The following is a 16,021-nucleotide window of genomic DNA, read 5'->3' on the forward strand; positions in this document are numbered from 1 at the left end:
CGACCCCGTATCGCTAGCCGATCAGTTCACTCGCAAAGCGGTTGACGAGCTTGCCGTCGACCTTGCCCTTGTGGGCGGCCATGACGGCCTTCATCAGCTTGCCGATGTCCTTCTTGTCGGCGATGCCGAGCTCGGCGATCAGGGTCCGCACGACCTCGCGGGTCTCGTCCTCGGTGAGCTGCTGGGGTAGGTAACCGGCGAGGACCTGGGCCTCGGCGCGCTCCTTCTGGGCCAGCTCCGGGCGGCCGCCCTTGTCGTACTCGAGGGCACTGTCCTCGCGCGACTTGACCGACTTGGCCAGGACCGCCACGACCTCGTCGTCGCCGAGGTCCTGGCCGAGCTCGATGCGTCGGTTCTTGAGGGCGGCGATCACCATGCGGAGGGTGTCCCGGGTCAGGACGTCCTTGGCCCGCATGGCGGTCTTCAGGTCCGCGTCGATCCGCTCCTGGAGCGTCACGAGTTGTCCTCTTCGTCGCCGGAGTCGTCGTCGGAGTCCTCACCGTCGTCCAGTTGCGCCTCGTCGTCGACATCGATCGACCCCTCGGCCACAACTTCGCCGTCACCGACCTCAGCTCCGGCCTCGCCAACCTCGTCCTCCTCGGACTGGTTGCGCGACTCGAGTTCCAGATCTTCGGCGGTGATCGTCTGCATCGCCACGACCTCGTCGCCGTCCTTGAGGCTCACCAGACGCACGCCCTGGGTGTTGCGACCCATGGAGCGCATGTCGGCCACGCGGCTGCGGACGATCATGCCGCCCGAGCTGATATACATCAGCTCGTCGCCCTCGTGGGTCAGGCTGAAACTGATCACCGGGCCGTTGCGCTCGGTGACCTTGATGTTGATCACGCCCTGGCCGCCGCGCCCCTTGATCGGGTACTCGGAGACCAGCGTGCGCTTGCCGAAGCCGTTGGTGCAGGCGGTCACCACCCCGATCGAGTCCTTGTCGACGTCGGAGGGCACCACGATCAGGCTGACCACGCGGTCGCCGGCATTCACGCGCATGCCGCGCACGCCGCGGGAGACGCGGCCCATGGGGCGCGCCGCCTGCTCGTCGAAGTGGATCGCCCGACCGCCGGCCGAGGCCAAGAGGATCGTGTCGCCGGGGCGGGCCAGGGCCGCGCCGACGACCTCGTCGCCCTCCTCGAGGGAGATGGCGCGGATGCCGGTCTTCTTCGGCCGCGAGTAGGCCTCGAGCAGGGTCTTCTTGACCGTGCCGGCCTTGGTGGCGAAGAAGACGAAGCCCTCCTCGTCGAAGTTGCGCACGCGCAGCAGCGACTGGATCTCCTCGCCCGGCGCCAGCTCGATCAGGTTCGCGATGGCGCGTCCCTTGCTGGTGCGGCCGCCCTCGGGGATCTGATAGACCTTGAGCCAGTAGACCTTGCCGTGGTTCGAGAAGAACAGCACGTAGTCGTGCGTGCCGGCCAGGAACAGGCGATTGATGGCATCGCCTTCCTTGGACTCCGAGCCCTTCACACCGCGTCCGCCGCGACCCTGGGCGCGGTAGGTGTCGAGGCCCGTGCGCTTCAGGTAGCCGCCGCGTGAGAAGGTGACCACCATCATCTCCTCGGTGATCAGCTCCTCGATGTTGAAGGAGCCGTCGACCTCGATGTCGGAGATCTCGGTACGCCGATCGTCGCCGTGGCGCGCTTCGACATCGTCCAGGTCGTCGCGGATGATCGCCACGACACGTTCGTCGCGCTGCAGGATGTCCGACAGGTCGGCGATCTCCGCCACCAGCTTCTGGAACTCGTCCTCGAGCTTCTCGCGCTCCAGGCCGGTCAGACGGCCGAGGCGCATGTCCACGATCGCCTGGGCCTGGGCCAGGCTGAGCGTGAAGGCGCTCATCAACTCGCGCTTGGCCTCGTCGGTGTCCGCGCTGGCGCGGATGATGCGGATCACCTCGTCGATGTTGTCGACGGCGATCCGCAGACCCTCGACGATGTGCTTGCGCTCCTCCGCCTTGCGCAGCAAGAACATCGTCCGACGACGGATGACGACCTTGCGGTGGCGCACGAACTCGTCGATCAGTCCGCGCAGGGTCAGCGTGCGCGGTTGGCCGTCGACCAGTGCCAGGTTGATGATCGAGCAGGTCGACTGCAGCGGCGTGAACTGGAACAGCTGCTTGAGGATCACCTCCGGATCCTCGTTCTTCTTCAGCTCGACGATCAGGCGCAGGCCGTCGCGGTCGGACTCGTCGCGCACGTCGGAGATGCCCGTGACCCGCCCGTCCTTCACGATCTCGACGATCTTCTCGATGATCGCGACCTTGCGGACCTGGTACGGGATCTCGGTGAAGACCAGTTGCTCCTTCTTGCCGCGCCCCTCCTCCACGTGGTGGCGCGCGCGCACGATCGCGCGACCGCGGCCGGTGGTGTAGGCCTGGTAGATCCCGCTGCGGCCCATGATCATGCCGCCGGTGGGGAAGTCGGGCCCGGGCACGTGCTCGATCAGGTCCCTGATCGAGATGTTCTCGTCGTCGAGCACGGCGCGAATGGCGGCGGAGACTTCGCGCAGGTTGTGGGGCGGCAGGCTCGTGGCCATGCCGACGGCGATACCGTCCGAACCGTTGCAGAGCAGGTTCGGGAAACGACCGGGGAGCACCGTGGGCTCCAGCAAGCGCTCGTCGTAGTTCGGCTGGTAGTCGACCGTCTCCTTGTCGAGATCGGTCAGCATCTCGACCGAGGGGCCGGCCATGCGCGCTTCCGTGTATCGCATGGCGGCGGGCGGGTCGCCGTCGATCGAGCCGAAGTTGCCCTGGCCGTCGATCAACGGGTAGCGCAGGGAGAACTTCTGCGCCATGCGCACGAGCGTCGGGTAGATCACCGACTCGCCGTGCGGGTGGTACTCGCCGGAGGTCGTGCCCGCGATGTTCGCGCACTTGCGGTACTTGGCGTTGGGCCGCAACCGCAGGTCGTTCATCGCGACGAGGATCCGTCGCTGGCTGGGCTTGAGGCCGTCACGCACGTCGGGCAGGGCGCGCGAGTGGATGACGCTGAGGGCGTACGTCAGGTACGACTCGCTCATCTCCAGCTCGATCAGGCGCGGCTCGATGTGGCCGCCGGAAGCGGTGCTGGGGGGGGTCTGGGTGTCGGACATCGGAGGGCGTTCGTGGGGGCGGGACGAGCCGCGTATCCTCGCCTATCGGGACTCCCAAGGCCAACACTCAGCGGGGCCGCAAATCGCTTCGGGAAAAGGAGTTGGGGCCTCGGCAAGGGTCGTGTGGGCGGCATCCCGCGAGATGCCTGAAACCACCGCGGTGGGGCGGACGCTCACGGGTCGCATAGCCCCTTCACCGGTCGCCGATCCGAAATCCGGATCGGGGCCGCGAGGGCCCCCATTGAGACCTTCGCCATGCCTCAAATCCGTCCCCGAGTTGCCTCCGTGGTGGTCGGGAGCTCCCTGCTCCTCGGACCCGCATTCCTCGGCTTCCTGGCCCTCGGCCCGGGAACTTCCGCCACGGCTGCCGGACCGCCGACGACGATTGTCGACGCCAGCCGCGAGCTGTTCATCACCGATGTACGAGTGGTCGATGCCCCCGGCCATACCGACGCCGGAGGCGACTGGCACTTCGGGACGATGATGGAGCGCCTGGCTGGAAGCGTTCCGGTCGACGAGTTCGTCACCGATTGGGTGCAGACTTGGTTCTCGCCGCAGATGGTGAACGGCTTCCCGGTCTTCACCTCGCAACACAGAGCTTCGCTGCTGACCTTCGCGTCGGCCTGGGCCGGTCTCGGACTCACACCGACGGGTCACTTGGACCCGGACGTGGCGCCCTTCCGATTGCTCGCCATCGTCAATCGGCCGGACCTCTTGAAGGTCGATGGCGGACAGGTTGAATCCGCGGGCGAGATGCGCTTCGTGTTCGGGGCCTACAATCCCGAGAACTCGGAGCAGATCCGCAACTTGACCGTGATCTTCGAGTTCAAGGTTCCGGCCGAGAGCTGCGCGGACGTGACCGCTTGGCATCAGCGCTGGCACGACCTCGCCGACCACCAGATCGGAACCGTCGACTACCTGACGGAACTGTCCCAGATGACCCGGGATGTCGTCCTGCCCGATCCGACCTCGGGCTTGCCCAATGAGAGCCACATCGGCCAGGTGCGGACGAACAACTTCATGAGCGTGACCTTCTGGGAGCTACGCGAGTTCAACATCGATCCCGTCGCGGGCTCGTCGAACCTCGGTCGCCTGATCAACGTCACGACCAAGCAGACGCCCCATTTCGAGTACTTGGACGACCCGGACCCGAGCAACCCTGCGGCGCCGTCGCGCGACGTCTTGCGCGAGTTTCTGGATACGAACGCGTCTCAGATCGACAACGGGATCCACGTCGTGCCCGACTCGTTTGCGTCGACGGTTGCGGGTCAAACCGTGAGCTTCCAGACCGGTCGCGCCGAGAATTCGGAGTTCCACCCCCTTCCGCCCGGCCTTCCGTTCTCCACGGCGCCTGGAACCAGATGGTGGACAGAGACCTACGGTGACTCCGGGACGACCGCCTCGAACTTGCAGAGACGCCACATGTTCGCCCTTCAGACCTGCGCGGGGTGCCACCGAGAGGAAACCAAGACCGGGTTTCAAATGGTCGCGCCGAGGAAGCATGGCGTGGAGTCCGTGGTGTCGACGTTCATCACCGGCGGGGGAGCCGCCTTCCCAGATGTCTTCGACCCAAACCCTTCCAATCCCACGGTCGTGCACGGTCCCTTCAACGATCTCGCGAACCGAGAGCTGCAGTTCATCCGCATCCTCGAGCTCGACTGCTCCAGCCCCGCCGAAGGCGGCCTGACGCCCGTCGGGGTGCTCGAGGACGTCGCGGCTTCGATCGGGACGCGGGTGCACTGAGCCGATCGAGGCCGCCGCTTGCGCGCAAATGCGAACAAGTGGCATCGAATCCGGCTCCGCGGGAGACCACTCGGGAGCTAGCTTGGGGGAGCGGCGCGCGCGCCGCTCCCCCGCTTCGTTTCGTCGATCCGACGTCGGGGCCGGTGCCGCGGCGGCCCGGCGCCGGCGGTGGATGCCCCCAGAGCCCCCGTGCCGAACCTGATCCGCCAGTTCCTGTCCTTCCTGCTCTACCCCATCGGCATGGCCGCCGTCGGCTTCGCGGTGGGTTGGACGGTGGGCCTCTCGAACACCCCCGTGGTGGCGGCGATGTTGCCGGTGGCCCTCGGGCTCGCGGCTGCCGGGGGTGGGCTGTGGATCGGTCGCGTGGACCTGTCGGAGCCGGTCGACCGAGGCCGATTCGCGGTGTTGGGCGCGAGCCTGCTGCTGTTCGCGGCCGCGGCCGTCCAGGGCACGCGCTCGGGAATGGCAGAACGGGCGGAGCGGGACGCACGGGTCGAGGTCGCCGTCGCGGAGCCGGCATCTACGGAACCCACGGCTTTGGCCGAGCCCGCGGTGAGCGGTCCGACCCTGGTCGAGTTCCCCCTGTCGGATGACCCCGCCCGGGCCATCGACGCCCTGGTTCTGCGGCGCCAGTTGGCTTCTATCGGCGCATCGGTCGATGAGCAGCGCCACGTGCTGATGGCCTTGGCCCTGGAGCAGCTCGAGGCCCCCACCGCGGCGCGGGCCCTCGTCGACCTGCGGGCTGAGCTCGCCATCGACCGGGCCATCGTGCGGGCGGGCTTGGACGCCTCGTCGCGTGAAGGGCCCTTGGCCGACGGGGCCGCCTGGGAGCGAGCCTCGGCGCGCCTCGAGGGGCTGACGGGAGTGGATATCGACCCCGCCCAGCTCGCGGACGAGCGGCTGGCTGTGCTGCAGGAGCTGGAGGGCAACCTCGAGGGCGACCCCATGGACGGCGGCCCGGCCCTGCGCGCGGCGCGCGGTGCCCTGGCGACCCGCTCGACCCTGGCTCGGGCCGACGCCTTGAGCCTCGGCGGCACCCCCGCGCTGGAACTGGCGAACCGTCGCGCCCGCGCGGACTTGGCCGAGCTGGTCGGCGCCCTGGCGGTCGAGGCGGAACGGGCTCCGGCGCCGGTGACGATCATCGAGCGCACGGTCCCGGCTCCCGCGGCACCAGCCGCCGAGGCCCCGACGGCCTTCGGGCGCTACCCGGCCGGCGGCTGAGCGGTTGACCCGGCGCGTCCAGGCGCGAGACTCGGCCCATGGCCAGCGCCGACATCTCGCCCCTCGCACGCGCCCTCGGAAGGATTCCGTCGGGGCTCTTCATCGTCTCGACCCTCGATGCCGACGGCCTACCGCTCGGGTTCCTGGGTTCCTTCGTTCAGCAGGTCGGCTTCGACCCGCCGACGGTGGCCGTGGCCGTGGGGGTCGATCGCGATCACCTGCAGGCCATGCGCGACTGCGGGCGCTTCGCCGTGTCGATCCTCGACCAGGACAGCAAGGGCGCCATGAAGCCCTTCTTCGGCAAGCTCGTGGAGGGCGCTACGCCGTTCGACGATCTGGCGACGTCGACCCCCGCGGGCGGTCCTCCGGTGCTCGGCGAGGCCCTCGCCTGGGTTACCTGCGAAGTGACGGGCGAGCAATTGGCGGGGGACCACGTGTTGGTCCTCGGGCGCGTGCTGGAGGGCATCCAGGTACGCGAGGGGGATCCGCTGGTGCACCTGCGGAAGAACGGCCTGTCCTACTGACGTCGTCTCGGCGCCGGTAGTCGTTCGTACGGTGCCAGGCACCGTACGAACGACTACCGGCGCCGAGTTGGTGCGCCAACGAAAAGCACCGGGGATCAGTACAGGATCCGCATCCCTGAGAACTTGGCCTTGGCGCCCTGCAGCACCAAGCCCACCTGGCCCTTCACGTCCTTGGCGTCCACGTCGAGCTTCTCGAGTTCCTTGCCGTCGAAGTAAGCCTTGGCGCCGTTCTCGTCGACTTCGATCACGAGCTCGAATTGCTCGCCGTCCTTCATCTTCACCGTCTCGAGCGGGCCGACCCGCTTGGGACCCGTCATCGAGCCCTTGAGCTGGACCAGGCCGCCGTCGGTGACGGAGTAGGCGATCATCTGCCGCGCGCCGAGGCCCGAGCCGAAGTAGATGCCGATCACAGGCACGGCGTCGGGGTCCATCTCGACGATGTCGATCGTCACCTCGAGGCGGTACTCGTCCGGAGGCATCTCGGCGTAGGTCAGGTAGGTGACCCCTTCTCCGCGGTCGCCGACGATGTCGTCGCCGTCGGCCTTCCAGACCTTCTCGTCGCTCGTGTACCAGTAGTCGAGGTCGCTGTCGACGCGCAGACGCCGCTTCTGGCGCATGTCGATCTGAGCCTCGGTCTTGATCGCGTCGTGCAGCGCCAGGAGCTCCGCACGGGGCCCGACCAAGTCGGTGGTGCGCTCGAGCAGGGACATGCCGCGGCGCGGGAAGTCCTTCGCGTTGTAGTCCTTGGCCACGCCCAGCAGCGACTCCGCCAACACGTCATTGGCCGCGAGCATTCCATCGGCGACATCCTCATTGACTTCCTTGATGCCCTCCATGGCCTCGGCCGCGATCTCGGCCACAGTCTGCTGGAAGCCCTTGGGCTTGGCTTTGCGGTCGGTCTGTGACAGGGACCAGTCGAGCAGGCCGCGGTAGTAGTAGAGGGCGACGTCGTCGACATCCATCTGGCGGTTGGCCTCGGCCAGACCGTAGAGGGCCCGCGGGTCGCCCGGGCGCTTGTCCAGTGCCCAGCGATAGGACTCCGCCGCGTTGGCCCAGAAGGAGCCAGCGAGTTGCCGGTCGCCGCGGGCGATCAGGCGGTCGGCGACCTCGGCACCACCGTGGTGCAACTCGTGGATGTCGCGGATCCAGGCTTCCCACTTGACCATGAAGTCGTCGAAGGACTTCACGTCGGGCTGTGCGGGCCGCTCGACGAAGTACTCGACCCACCGCTCCATGACGTCGTGCTTGCCGCCGCCCTTGTAGGTGGCGACGTAGTCGTCGAAGTGGTCGCGGTAGACGCGAACGCCGTTCTCGTCCTCGTAGTTCCGCATGAAGTAGACCAAGCCCCAGCCCCAGGGGTAGTAGGTCCCGCTGTACGAACCGGGCTGGAAGTACGTGATCACGTCCTTCACGTCCACGTAGCCGGGCATGTCGAGCATCGTGACGAGGTTGTCGAGTCGACCTTCCGGGATCAGGTTGGCAACGACCTTGCCGTTGGGCAGTAGCTCGGTGCCCTCGAAGTAGCAGGCCACGCCCTCACTGATCCATGCCGGCACCGTGTTCTTGGTCACGTCGCGCATGAACTGGTGCGACGCCTCGTGGAACAGGGTGTTCAGCGTGTCGGCCAGGGTGCCGCCACTGCCCTCGCTCGAGTAGGTCACGATCAGGTTGTCCCAGGGGGCGAACCAACCCTGCACCCCGGGATCAGGGTTCTCGTGGGCCTGGAAGTCCTCGTAGCTCGAGTAGATCTGGATCTTCGCGCCACGCATGCGCTGGCCCTGGGCCTTGTGCTGGTACATGTCGCGCAGGAACAGGTTCACCTGGTCCATGGCTCGCGCGATCGTGTGGGTGAAGATGTAGCCCCCGTTCGACTCGATCGTGTAGCCGCCCTTGCTCTCGACCTCGAGGCGCTTCTCCCAGTGCTTGTTCTTCTCGTCGATCTTCGCGATTGCCTCGGCCGACTTCTTGATCGAGGCGTCCTCGAAGTCGATGTCCAGGCCCGACGCCACCAGGGCTTCGACGGCCGAGTCGTTCTTGTAGATCTTGGCCAGCTCCTTCTCGGCCTTCTCCTCGACCGCGGTGTCCTCGCAGCGCTGGAAGAAGTCGACGGCGTTGGCCCACAGCTTGCGGCGCGCGGCGGACTTGCCCAGCTCGAAGAGCGTCTCCCCGTAGGCGTCCAGCTTGGCCTGGATGTCGGCGTGGCCCGGGTCCAGCTCGACCAGGCGCGCGCGCAGGCCAGCGACGACGTCCCCGAGCCCCTCGTCGTCTTCGGCGGCCGGTTTACCGAGGGCGGTTTCGACGTAGTGCAGGGCCAAATCGCCCTGCCCCAGGGCAGCGGCGGCGCGCGAAGCCACATCCAGGAGCTGCACCGAGTCCGGCGTGTACTCGAGGGCCAACTCGGCCGTCTCCAGGGCCTCGGTCGGGCGTGCTTCCTCGAGTGCCTTCTCGGCCTCCTGGAGCCGTCGACGGTCGTCGGCGGTCAGGTCCTCGGAGGTCGTCACTCCGGAAACCGGCGCAAAGCCGAGCACGGCCGCAGCGGACAGCTCGCTGGGGGTCTGGATTTCGGCCGGCGCAACCTGGGAAGCCCCGATGGCGAGGGGGGCGAGGAACAGGCCGGTGGGGATCAGGGAAAGGCGCAGGTTGGGGAAGGCAGCGAGCATCGGGATCGAGGTGGGTCCGTGGGACGAAACGAAGGCGCAGGGGTTCCTACGCAGAAAGGCAGCCGATCTCGCCCACCCTCCCGGCGAAAGTCCCCAGCGCCCGATCGAGCGCGGCGTTCATTCTTCCACGGCACTGGCAGGGTGCAACTTGGGGTCGGCTTCGAACAATCGGAGCAGGCGCGATTTCCAGCCCGTCGGGAGCTGCTCGAGATCGGACGGGCGGGCCTCGAAACCGTCCTCCAGAGCCCCCAAGACCTGCTTGGCGTCACTGGATCCGCGCAGCGCGGCCAGCCAGAGCAGGGCCTTGCTGCCAACCGGGTCGTCTCGATCCAGGGCCCCGCCGGCCAAGGAGACCAACTCGTCGGGATCCGGCGCGACCCCATCGCGCTCAAGGCCCGCGGCCCGACCGGCCAAGGCGCGGAGCTCCGGGCGTTCCCCTCCTGCGGCAGCGGCGAGTTTCGCGGCGGCTGAGTAGTGACCCAGACGCAGCTCGGCCACGGCCCGCTGGGCAGGCAGCTCACCCCACTGGACCGCGACCCAGAGAGTTGCGATCAACGCGAGCAGGCAGGCCACCAGACCCGAGAACCGCCGCATTCCGCGCCGCAGACGCAGCCCGACCCGCGGGTCAGCCGCGGCCGCGCGCATGAACAGGATGCGGTGGGCGACGCTGAAGTGCCGCCAACCGTGGCGCCAGCGGCTCGGACCGCCCGAGATCTCGTCCAGAGCGCGCACCATGTCGGCGGGATCGCCGAGCAACTCGAGGGCGAAGAGGTCGGCCTCGAGCTCGGCCCGCCGGGAGAGGTAGCCGAAGCTGACGAACCAAGTCGCAGCTGCCGCAAGGGTGACCAGGGTGGCGTCCGCCTCGGCGATGGCCGGGACGCGGGTCAGAGCCAGGTCCAGGCCCAGGAAGACGAGCAGGGTCCAGGCGGCGAAGATCAACACATGGCGTCGCGCGGAGTGGCCCATCTCGTGACCGAAGACGGCGCGCAGCTCGCGCGGCCCGAGCTGGGCCAGCAGGCCGTCGGTCATCAGCACCACCCGCTGGCCCGGGGTGAAGCCCACGATCGCGGCGTTGGCCACGCTGCCGCCGGTGCGCCACACCAGGAGCTCCCCACAGCGAAAGCGCGCCCGTCGCGCGAGGTCCGTGAACATCTCGCGCAGGGGGCCCTCCGGCAGGGGCGTGGTATCCCAGACCCGCCGCAGCAGGCTCGGCAGGCCAACGCCGAAGAGCACGAGCACCGCGGCCACGAACGCGCTGCCGAGCAGGGCGACTTCCTCCAGGTGCACGCGCAGGGGTGCGTAGAGACCGATCGCTGTGCTCAGGGTCACGTAGGCCAAGAGCGGCGCCACCGAGGCGCCGAGCATTCGCAACTGGAAGGCGCGGTGGGATCGGCGACGGGGTCCGCGCGGCTCGTTGAGTCGAGCGCGGGCGTCGATTGCGGCGACCTGCAAGAGGACGAACGGCGCGAGCAGCAGCAAGAATCCCGGTCCGGGCCAGCCGAGGACCGAGGCGCCCTCGCCGCCGACAGCGCGGGCGAAGGCCCCCCAACCGGCCAGGACCACGACGCCGTAGGTCGCTACTCCGGCGGCCCCGAGGGCAGCCCCGACAACCCGGGCCGCATGGAAACGCCCGCGGATGGCGAGCAGGCGGGTCGCCAGGCCCAGGAGGTGCGGTACGGGTAGCACCAGCACCAGGGCCACCAGGGCGTCGGGCAGGGTCCGGGTCCAGGGGTCGATGGCGCCGTGAGGCCCGGCGAACTCGACCGCGGCGGCGAGTCCGAGGGCGGCCAAGAGGTGCAAGAGGAAGGTCACGTGCGCTGTCTCGGGGACCTGGGCCCGACCTCTCCCTTTAGGCCGCGCAGCCACGGCGTGCTGCCGGGGAAGGCGTGAGTTCCGTCCAGCGGACTCGGCCGCGACGGGGCCGATCGGCAGCTCGCAGGACCGATGGGCGGCGCTACGCCGGGAACCTCAGGGTCGATGGTCGGGTCGGTGGCCATGGCTTCGGGCGCAGGAGCCTATTCCAAGCGCCGGACGAGCGCGCCCCGTCCCGGGGCTCGACCGCAGGGTCGCGTCGCTAGAATGCGGAGTCGGTGATCCGCTGACCGGTCACCGAGAGCCACGGCTCCCCTTCCAGCCACGAATCCGCGGTCCGGGTCCCGACCCACCGCCACAAGCCCCGGCGACCACTAGCCGGACGACGGAGAAACACGACCTTGGGAATGATCCTCGACTCGATCCTCGACGCTGTCGGCAACACGCCGCTCGTGCGTCTCAACCAGGTCGGCAAGCGCACCGGCTGCGAGATCCTCGTCAAGTGCGAGTTCATGAACCCCGGCGGTTCGGTCAAGGACCGCATCGGCGCGCGCATGGTGCTTGAGGCCGAGAAGTCCGGACGCATCAAGCCGGGTGACACGCTGATCGAACCGACCAGCGGCAACACCGGCATCGGCATGGCCATGGCGGCCGCGGCGCGGGGCTATCGGATGATCATCACGATGCCCGAGAAGATGAGCCGCGAGAAGCAAGTAGTGCTCGAGGCCCTGGGGGCCGAGATCCTGCGCACGCCGACCGAGGCCGCCTGGGATGCGCCGGAGAGTCACATCGGCGTGGCCAAGCAGTTGCGCGCGATCCTGCCCAACTCGCACATCCTCGATCAGTACTCGAACCCCGACAACCCGGCGGCCCACTACCACGGGACGGCCGAGGAGATCCTGGAGCAGACCGACGGGAAGCTCGACATCTTCGTCGCCACGGCCGGCACCGGAGGCACTCTCGCGGGAACGGCGCGCAGGCTGAAGGAAGAGCTGCCGAACCTGCGCGTGGTCGGCGTCGACCCCGAGGGCTCGATCCTCGCCGGGCCGGGGCCGATCGGCTCCTACAAGGTCGAGGGCATCGGCTACGACTTCATTCCGGACGTGCTCGACCGCGATCTGGTGGACGAGTGGATCAAGTCGCGCGACCACGAATCGTTCCTCATGGCCCGGCGCTTGATTCGCCAGGAGGGCCTGCTGTGCGGGGGCAGCTGCGGTGCGGCGGCCTGGGCCGCGGTCGAGATGGCCAAGAAGTACGGCCCCGACAAGCGCATCGTCACGATCCTGCCGGACTCGGTTCGCAACTACATGACCAAGTTCGTCGACGACCACTGGATGCGCGAGAACGGCTTCACCGAGAGCCAGTGGGAGACCTCGACGGTCAGCGACCTGCTGCGCAAGCTCAACCGGCGCGAGCTGTTCACCGCCCAGAGCTCCGACACCCTGGCCGATTCGGTCATGACCATGAAGGAGCACGGCGTCAGCCAGTTGCCGGTGATCGACTCCGGGCGTCTGGTCGGCATCGTGACCGAGAGCGACCTCCTGGCGAAGCTCGTCGAGGGCCGCGCGACCCTGTCCAGCGCTGTGGCCGAGGTCATGTTCCGCAACGTCTCGACGGTCAACGTCAACGACGACGCGGGGACCCTGCGCCAGTTCTTCGGTGACGGCCTGGTCGGCGTCGCGATCGACGACGACCACCGCGTGCACGGCGTGCTGACCAAGATGGACTTGGTCGACTTCCTAACGGGCTCGCTCGAGACCGACGCCGTCGTCGCCGGTAGCTGATGCCGGCGTGTGGCTCGGGCCTGCGATCAGGCGGCGCTGACCGCCGCCTGGTCGCGGGGCCCACGCAGGGCGTCGCGCAGGGACAACCAGCCGATCCAGCCGAAGCCCGCGAGGAACAGCAGTAGGAAGGGCAGGGCGCCCCAGCGGCCCAGGCGCAGGGCGTCGACCGTGGCCACGGCGATCCACAAGGCCAAGAGAAGCTCGAGGCCGGGCAGCTCGGCCAAGCGGCCGCTGTAGGCGCGCCGCGCGCCATCGCCGCGCTTGGGGGTGCGCACGAAGACGCCAGCCGCGCGCTGGAAGAGACCGCGCGCCACGGCCTCGGTCTGGGAGATGGCCATGCCGACCCCGGCGGCGATGCCCACCGGCACGTCGGTCCAGCGGTTGCGTCGGCTGCGGCCCAGGGCTGCCTGACTGGCACCGTAGAAGAGGACCACGGACCCGGTGCAGACCAAGAAGCCCAGTCCGTGCAGAAGGTGGCCGAAGGACCCCCGCAGTTGGATCGCGACCGGCATCGAGATCGCCAGCAGCAGCACCAACGGGTAGCCGACGTTGCCGGCCAGGTGGGCGATGGCCTCGACCTTGACGCGCAGTGGCTGGGGCGAGCGCAGAATCGACGGTCCGAGCTTGCGCAGGACCTGGGCGCTGCCCCGCGCCCAACGGCGCTGCTGGCCCTTGAAGGCGGCCACGTCGGCGGGGAGCTCCGCCGGCGCGACCACGTCGGGACGGTAGACGAAGCGCCAGCCCGCCAACTGGGCCCGGTAGGACAGGTCCAGGTCCTCGGTCAGGGTGTCGTGCTGCCAACCGCCGGCGTCGTCGATCGCGGTGCGGCGCCAGATCCCGGCGGTCCCGTTGAAGTTGAAGAACAGGCCGGCCGCGGCGCGAGCCGTGTGCTCGATCACGAAGTGACCGTCGAGCAGAGTGGCCTGGGCGCGGGTCAGTGGACTGTCGTCGCGGTTGAGGTGGCCCCAGCGGGCTTGGACCATGCCCACCCCGGGGGCTCGGAACTCGCCCACGAGTCGGCGTAAAAAGTCGGGCGGGGGAACGAAGTCGGCGTCGAAGACCGCGATCAGCTCGCCCTTGGCCCTGCGCATCCCGGCATCGAGCGCGCCGGCCTTGAAGCCGGTGCGATCGCTGCGGAACAGGTGGATGGCGTCCAGGCCCCGCGCCCTGAGCACGGCGACGGCCTGGGCCGCGAGGTCGCGGGTCTCGTCGAGCGAGTCGTCGAGCACCTGGATCTCGAGTCGATCGGCCGGGTAGTCGAGCGCTCCAGCGGCGTGGATCAGCCGCTCGACGACCGTGCGCTCGTTGAAGATCGGGAGCTGGACGGTGACCTGCGGAAGGTCGCCGGGGTCCCCATGGGCTGCGGCGGGAGGCGGGCCACCGCTCAAGTTTCCGAACCAGACCGAGCCCCGGAACCCACGCCACAGCGCGAGGCGATGCAGGCCCCACAGGGCCAGCAGTCCGACACAGGCGCTGTAGACGACGACCAGAACGGAGTCCATGGGGGGTGGCGGACGCAGGGACGCGGCCAGCCTACAGGTAACGTGCGAAGTGCTCGGCCGTGACGGCCAAGGCCTGCGCGAGGGGCGGACGAGACTCCGTCAGGGGGTGGCGCGCGCCGAAGTTGTGGCCGACGCCATCGATCACGACCAGTTCCGCTCGACCGGCCGGGTAGACCTCGAGCAGTTCGCGTGCCTCCTCGGGTTTGACGCTGCGGTCTCGCGCGCCGTGGACGAGGAGCACGGGCAGGTCGAGTGCCGCGGCCGCGGCCTCCACGTCGAGGCTCGCCGGGCGGGGGGAGAACTCGTCCAGGAGGTCGCGCTCGAGGCGCATTCGGCGGCCGTCGGCCAGGGTGACCCACAGAAATCCCTCCCGGTGCCACTCCTCGAGGCGCTCCAGGTCGTAGCGGCCGACGCTGGCGACCGAGGCCCAGGTGCAGAGGGCTCGATAGGGCTCGTGGCCTGCGGCCCGAAGGCGGGCGGCGTGCAGCACGCACATGGCGGCGCCGCGACTGTGGCCCCAGATGCCGGCGCGGTTCGCGTCGAGGGGGCCCAGGTGACCTTCGGCGGCGGCGCCGGCCACGGCGGCCAGGTCCTCGAGCTCCTGCTCGTAGGTGTTGTGGGCGAATCCGGCGGGGTCGGTGAATTCGTCCAGCTCGGGACCGATGCCCCCGCCGCTCATGTTGAAGGTGACGACGGCCAGGCCGCGGGCGACGAGCGCTTCGGCCAGGGCCGGGAGGAAGGCCCAGTCCATGAAGGCCAGGTAGCCGTGGGTCAGGACGACGAATGGCGCGGCGACCTCCGAGCGATCGGGACGCAGAACTCGGCCGCGCACGACGCGACGCAGAACGGGGGTGCCCGGCCGCGGGGACAGCTCGAGTTCGAAGGGCTGGGTTTCGGTCACAGTCGGTCGGGGACGGCGCTCACCAGTCCTGCTCGGCCCCGATCAGCTCGCAGCCTCGGACCTCGGCTGCGATCAAGCGTTTGCGAAGCTCGGCGGTGGCGGCCTCCAGGCCAGCCTCGCCGCTGCCGCGCTCGACAACAACGGGCTCACCATAGACGACGGCCACCCGCGAGAAGGGCTTCGCGATGGTGAACGCGTCCCAGGAGCGAAGGTGCCAGGCGCGATCGGCGACGATTCCGATCGGGACAATCGGGAAGCCGGTGGCGCGGGCCAGCCAAGCCAGGCCCGGATTCGTCGAGTGCTGGGGCCCGCGGGGGCCATCGGGGGTCACCACGACCCGTTGGCCGCCCTTCACGACGTTCAACATTTCGCGCAGGGCGCGGGCTCCGCTGCGCCCGCTCGAGCCGCGGATGATGCGGTAGCCGAAGCGCTCCAGGGCCAGCTTGGCCAGGCTGCCGTCGTCGCTCGGTGAGACCAGGACGGAGTAGAGGCGACCGGGGTGGCTCGGCATGCCCAGCAACATGCGGCCGTGCCAGACAGCGACGAGGAAGCCGACGTCGGTGCTCTCGGGCATGTTGGCCCGTCCGACGAACTCGAGGCGCCAGGTGCGCGCGAGCAGGCGAAAGAGGGTCGGCCCTACGGTCGAAATCAGAGCCGCGCCGATGCGCCTGCGAAGGCGCTTGTAGCGCTTCTTCGCAGAACTACGAGTCGGCGCGCCGTCAGGACCCTCGTCCCGCGGCACGCCGTCGGCCTCGGCCGCATCCCCAGACACGGCGCC

General features: G+C 68.9%; 11 protein-coding genes. 4 read left to right on the forward strand and 7 right to left on the reverse strand.

Annotated elements, in window-relative coordinates; genetic code table 11:
• Positions 1 to 13 precede the first annotated feature (13 nt).
• Both Pla133_RS25330 and gyrA read right to left on the reverse strand, forming a co-directional pair.
• Complete coding sequence (locus Pla133_RS25330; RefSeq protein WP_145070618.1) at positions 14 to 457, reverse strand: GatB/YqeY domain-containing protein; 444 nt, start codon at positions 455 to 457, stop codon at positions 14 to 16.
• Positions 454 to 3,096 carry a DNA gyrase subunit A gene (gene gyrA / locus Pla133_RS25335; RefSeq protein WP_145070620.1) on the reverse strand — a complete coding sequence of 881 codons (2,643 nt, stop codon included), beginning with the start codon at positions 3,094 to 3,096 and terminating at the stop codon, positions 454 to 456. Before gyrA ends, Pla133_RS25330 begins: the two co-directional genes overlap by 4 nt.
• Positions 3,097 to 3,351: 255 nt before the next feature.
• On the opposite strand from gyrA, the gene Pla133_RS25340 reads away from it, so the two are divergent.
• From Pla133_RS25340 to Pla133_RS25350, 3 genes are all read left to right on the forward strand, one after another.
• Complete coding sequence (locus Pla133_RS25340; protein WP_145070622.1) at positions 3,352 to 4,839, forward strand: hypothetical protein; 1,488 nt, start codon at positions 3,352 to 3,354, stop codon at positions 4,837 to 4,839.
• A 189-nt stretch (positions 4,840 to 5,028) separates the two neighbouring features.
• A complete protein-coding gene (locus tag Pla133_RS25345) occupies positions 5,029 to 6,060 on the forward strand; it encodes a hypothetical protein (RefSeq protein WP_145070624.1) in 1,032 nt (343 codons plus the stop codon).
• Positions 6,061 to 6,098: 38 nt separating this feature from the next.
• Positions 6,099 to 6,584, forward strand: a complete 486-nt coding sequence (locus Pla133_RS25350) for a flavin reductase family protein (protein WP_145070626.1) — start codon at positions 6,099 to 6,101, stop codon at positions 6,582 to 6,584.
• A gap of 95 nt (positions 6,585 to 6,679) precedes the next feature.
• Here the strand turns inward: Pla133_RS25350 and Pla133_RS25355 are convergent, their stop codons facing one another.
• Together Pla133_RS25355 and Pla133_RS25360 are read right to left on the reverse strand one after the other, a co-directional pair.
• On the reverse strand, positions 6,680 to 9,244 hold the full coding sequence (locus tag Pla133_RS25355; protein ID WP_145070628.1) for a DUF1570 domain-containing protein: 2,565 nt from the start codon (positions 9,242 to 9,244) through the stop codon (positions 6,680 to 6,682).
• 117 nt (positions 9,245 to 9,361) lie between these two features.
• Entirely contained in the window at positions 9,362 to 11,056 is a 1,695-nt protein-coding gene (locus tag Pla133_RS25360; protein ID WP_145070630.1) for a M48 family metallopeptidase, read from the reverse strand.
• 407 nt (positions 11,057 to 11,463) lie between these two features.
• On the opposite strand from Pla133_RS25360, the gene Pla133_RS25365 reads away from it, so the two are divergent.
• Positions 11,464 to 12,840, forward strand: a complete 1,377-nt coding sequence (locus Pla133_RS25365; protein WP_419192462.1) for a cystathionine beta-synthase — start codon at positions 11,464 to 11,466, stop codon at positions 12,838 to 12,840.
• Positions 12,841 to 12,866: 26 nt separating this feature from the next.
• On the opposite strand, the gene Pla133_RS25370 is transcribed toward Pla133_RS25365, so the two are convergent.
• Genes Pla133_RS25370 through Pla133_RS25380 form a run of 3 tightly spaced genes read right to left on the reverse strand, consistent with a single transcriptional unit; the run spans position 12,867 to position 16,015 of the window.
• Positions 12,867 to 14,342, reverse strand: coding sequence for a glycosyltransferase (locus Pla133_RS25370; RefSeq protein WP_145070635.1), 1,476 nt, complete (start codon positions 14,340 to 14,342; stop codon positions 12,867 to 12,869).
• Between the two features lie 31 nt (positions 14,343 to 14,373).
• Complete coding sequence (locus Pla133_RS25375; protein WP_145070637.1) at positions 14,374 to 15,243, reverse strand: alpha/beta hydrolase family protein; 870 nt, start codon at positions 15,241 to 15,243, stop codon at positions 14,374 to 14,376.
• 19 nt (positions 15,244 to 15,262) lie between these two features.
• Entirely contained in the window at positions 15,263 to 16,015 is a 753-nt protein-coding gene (locus tag Pla133_RS25380; RefSeq protein ID WP_145070639.1) for a lysophospholipid acyltransferase family protein, read from the reverse strand.
• Between the last annotated feature and the right edge of the window lie 6 nt (positions 16,016 to 16,021).

This window comes from Engelhardtia mirabilis, from assembly GCF_007748095.1.
Lineage (GTDB): Bacteria > Planctomycetota > UBA1135 > UBA1135.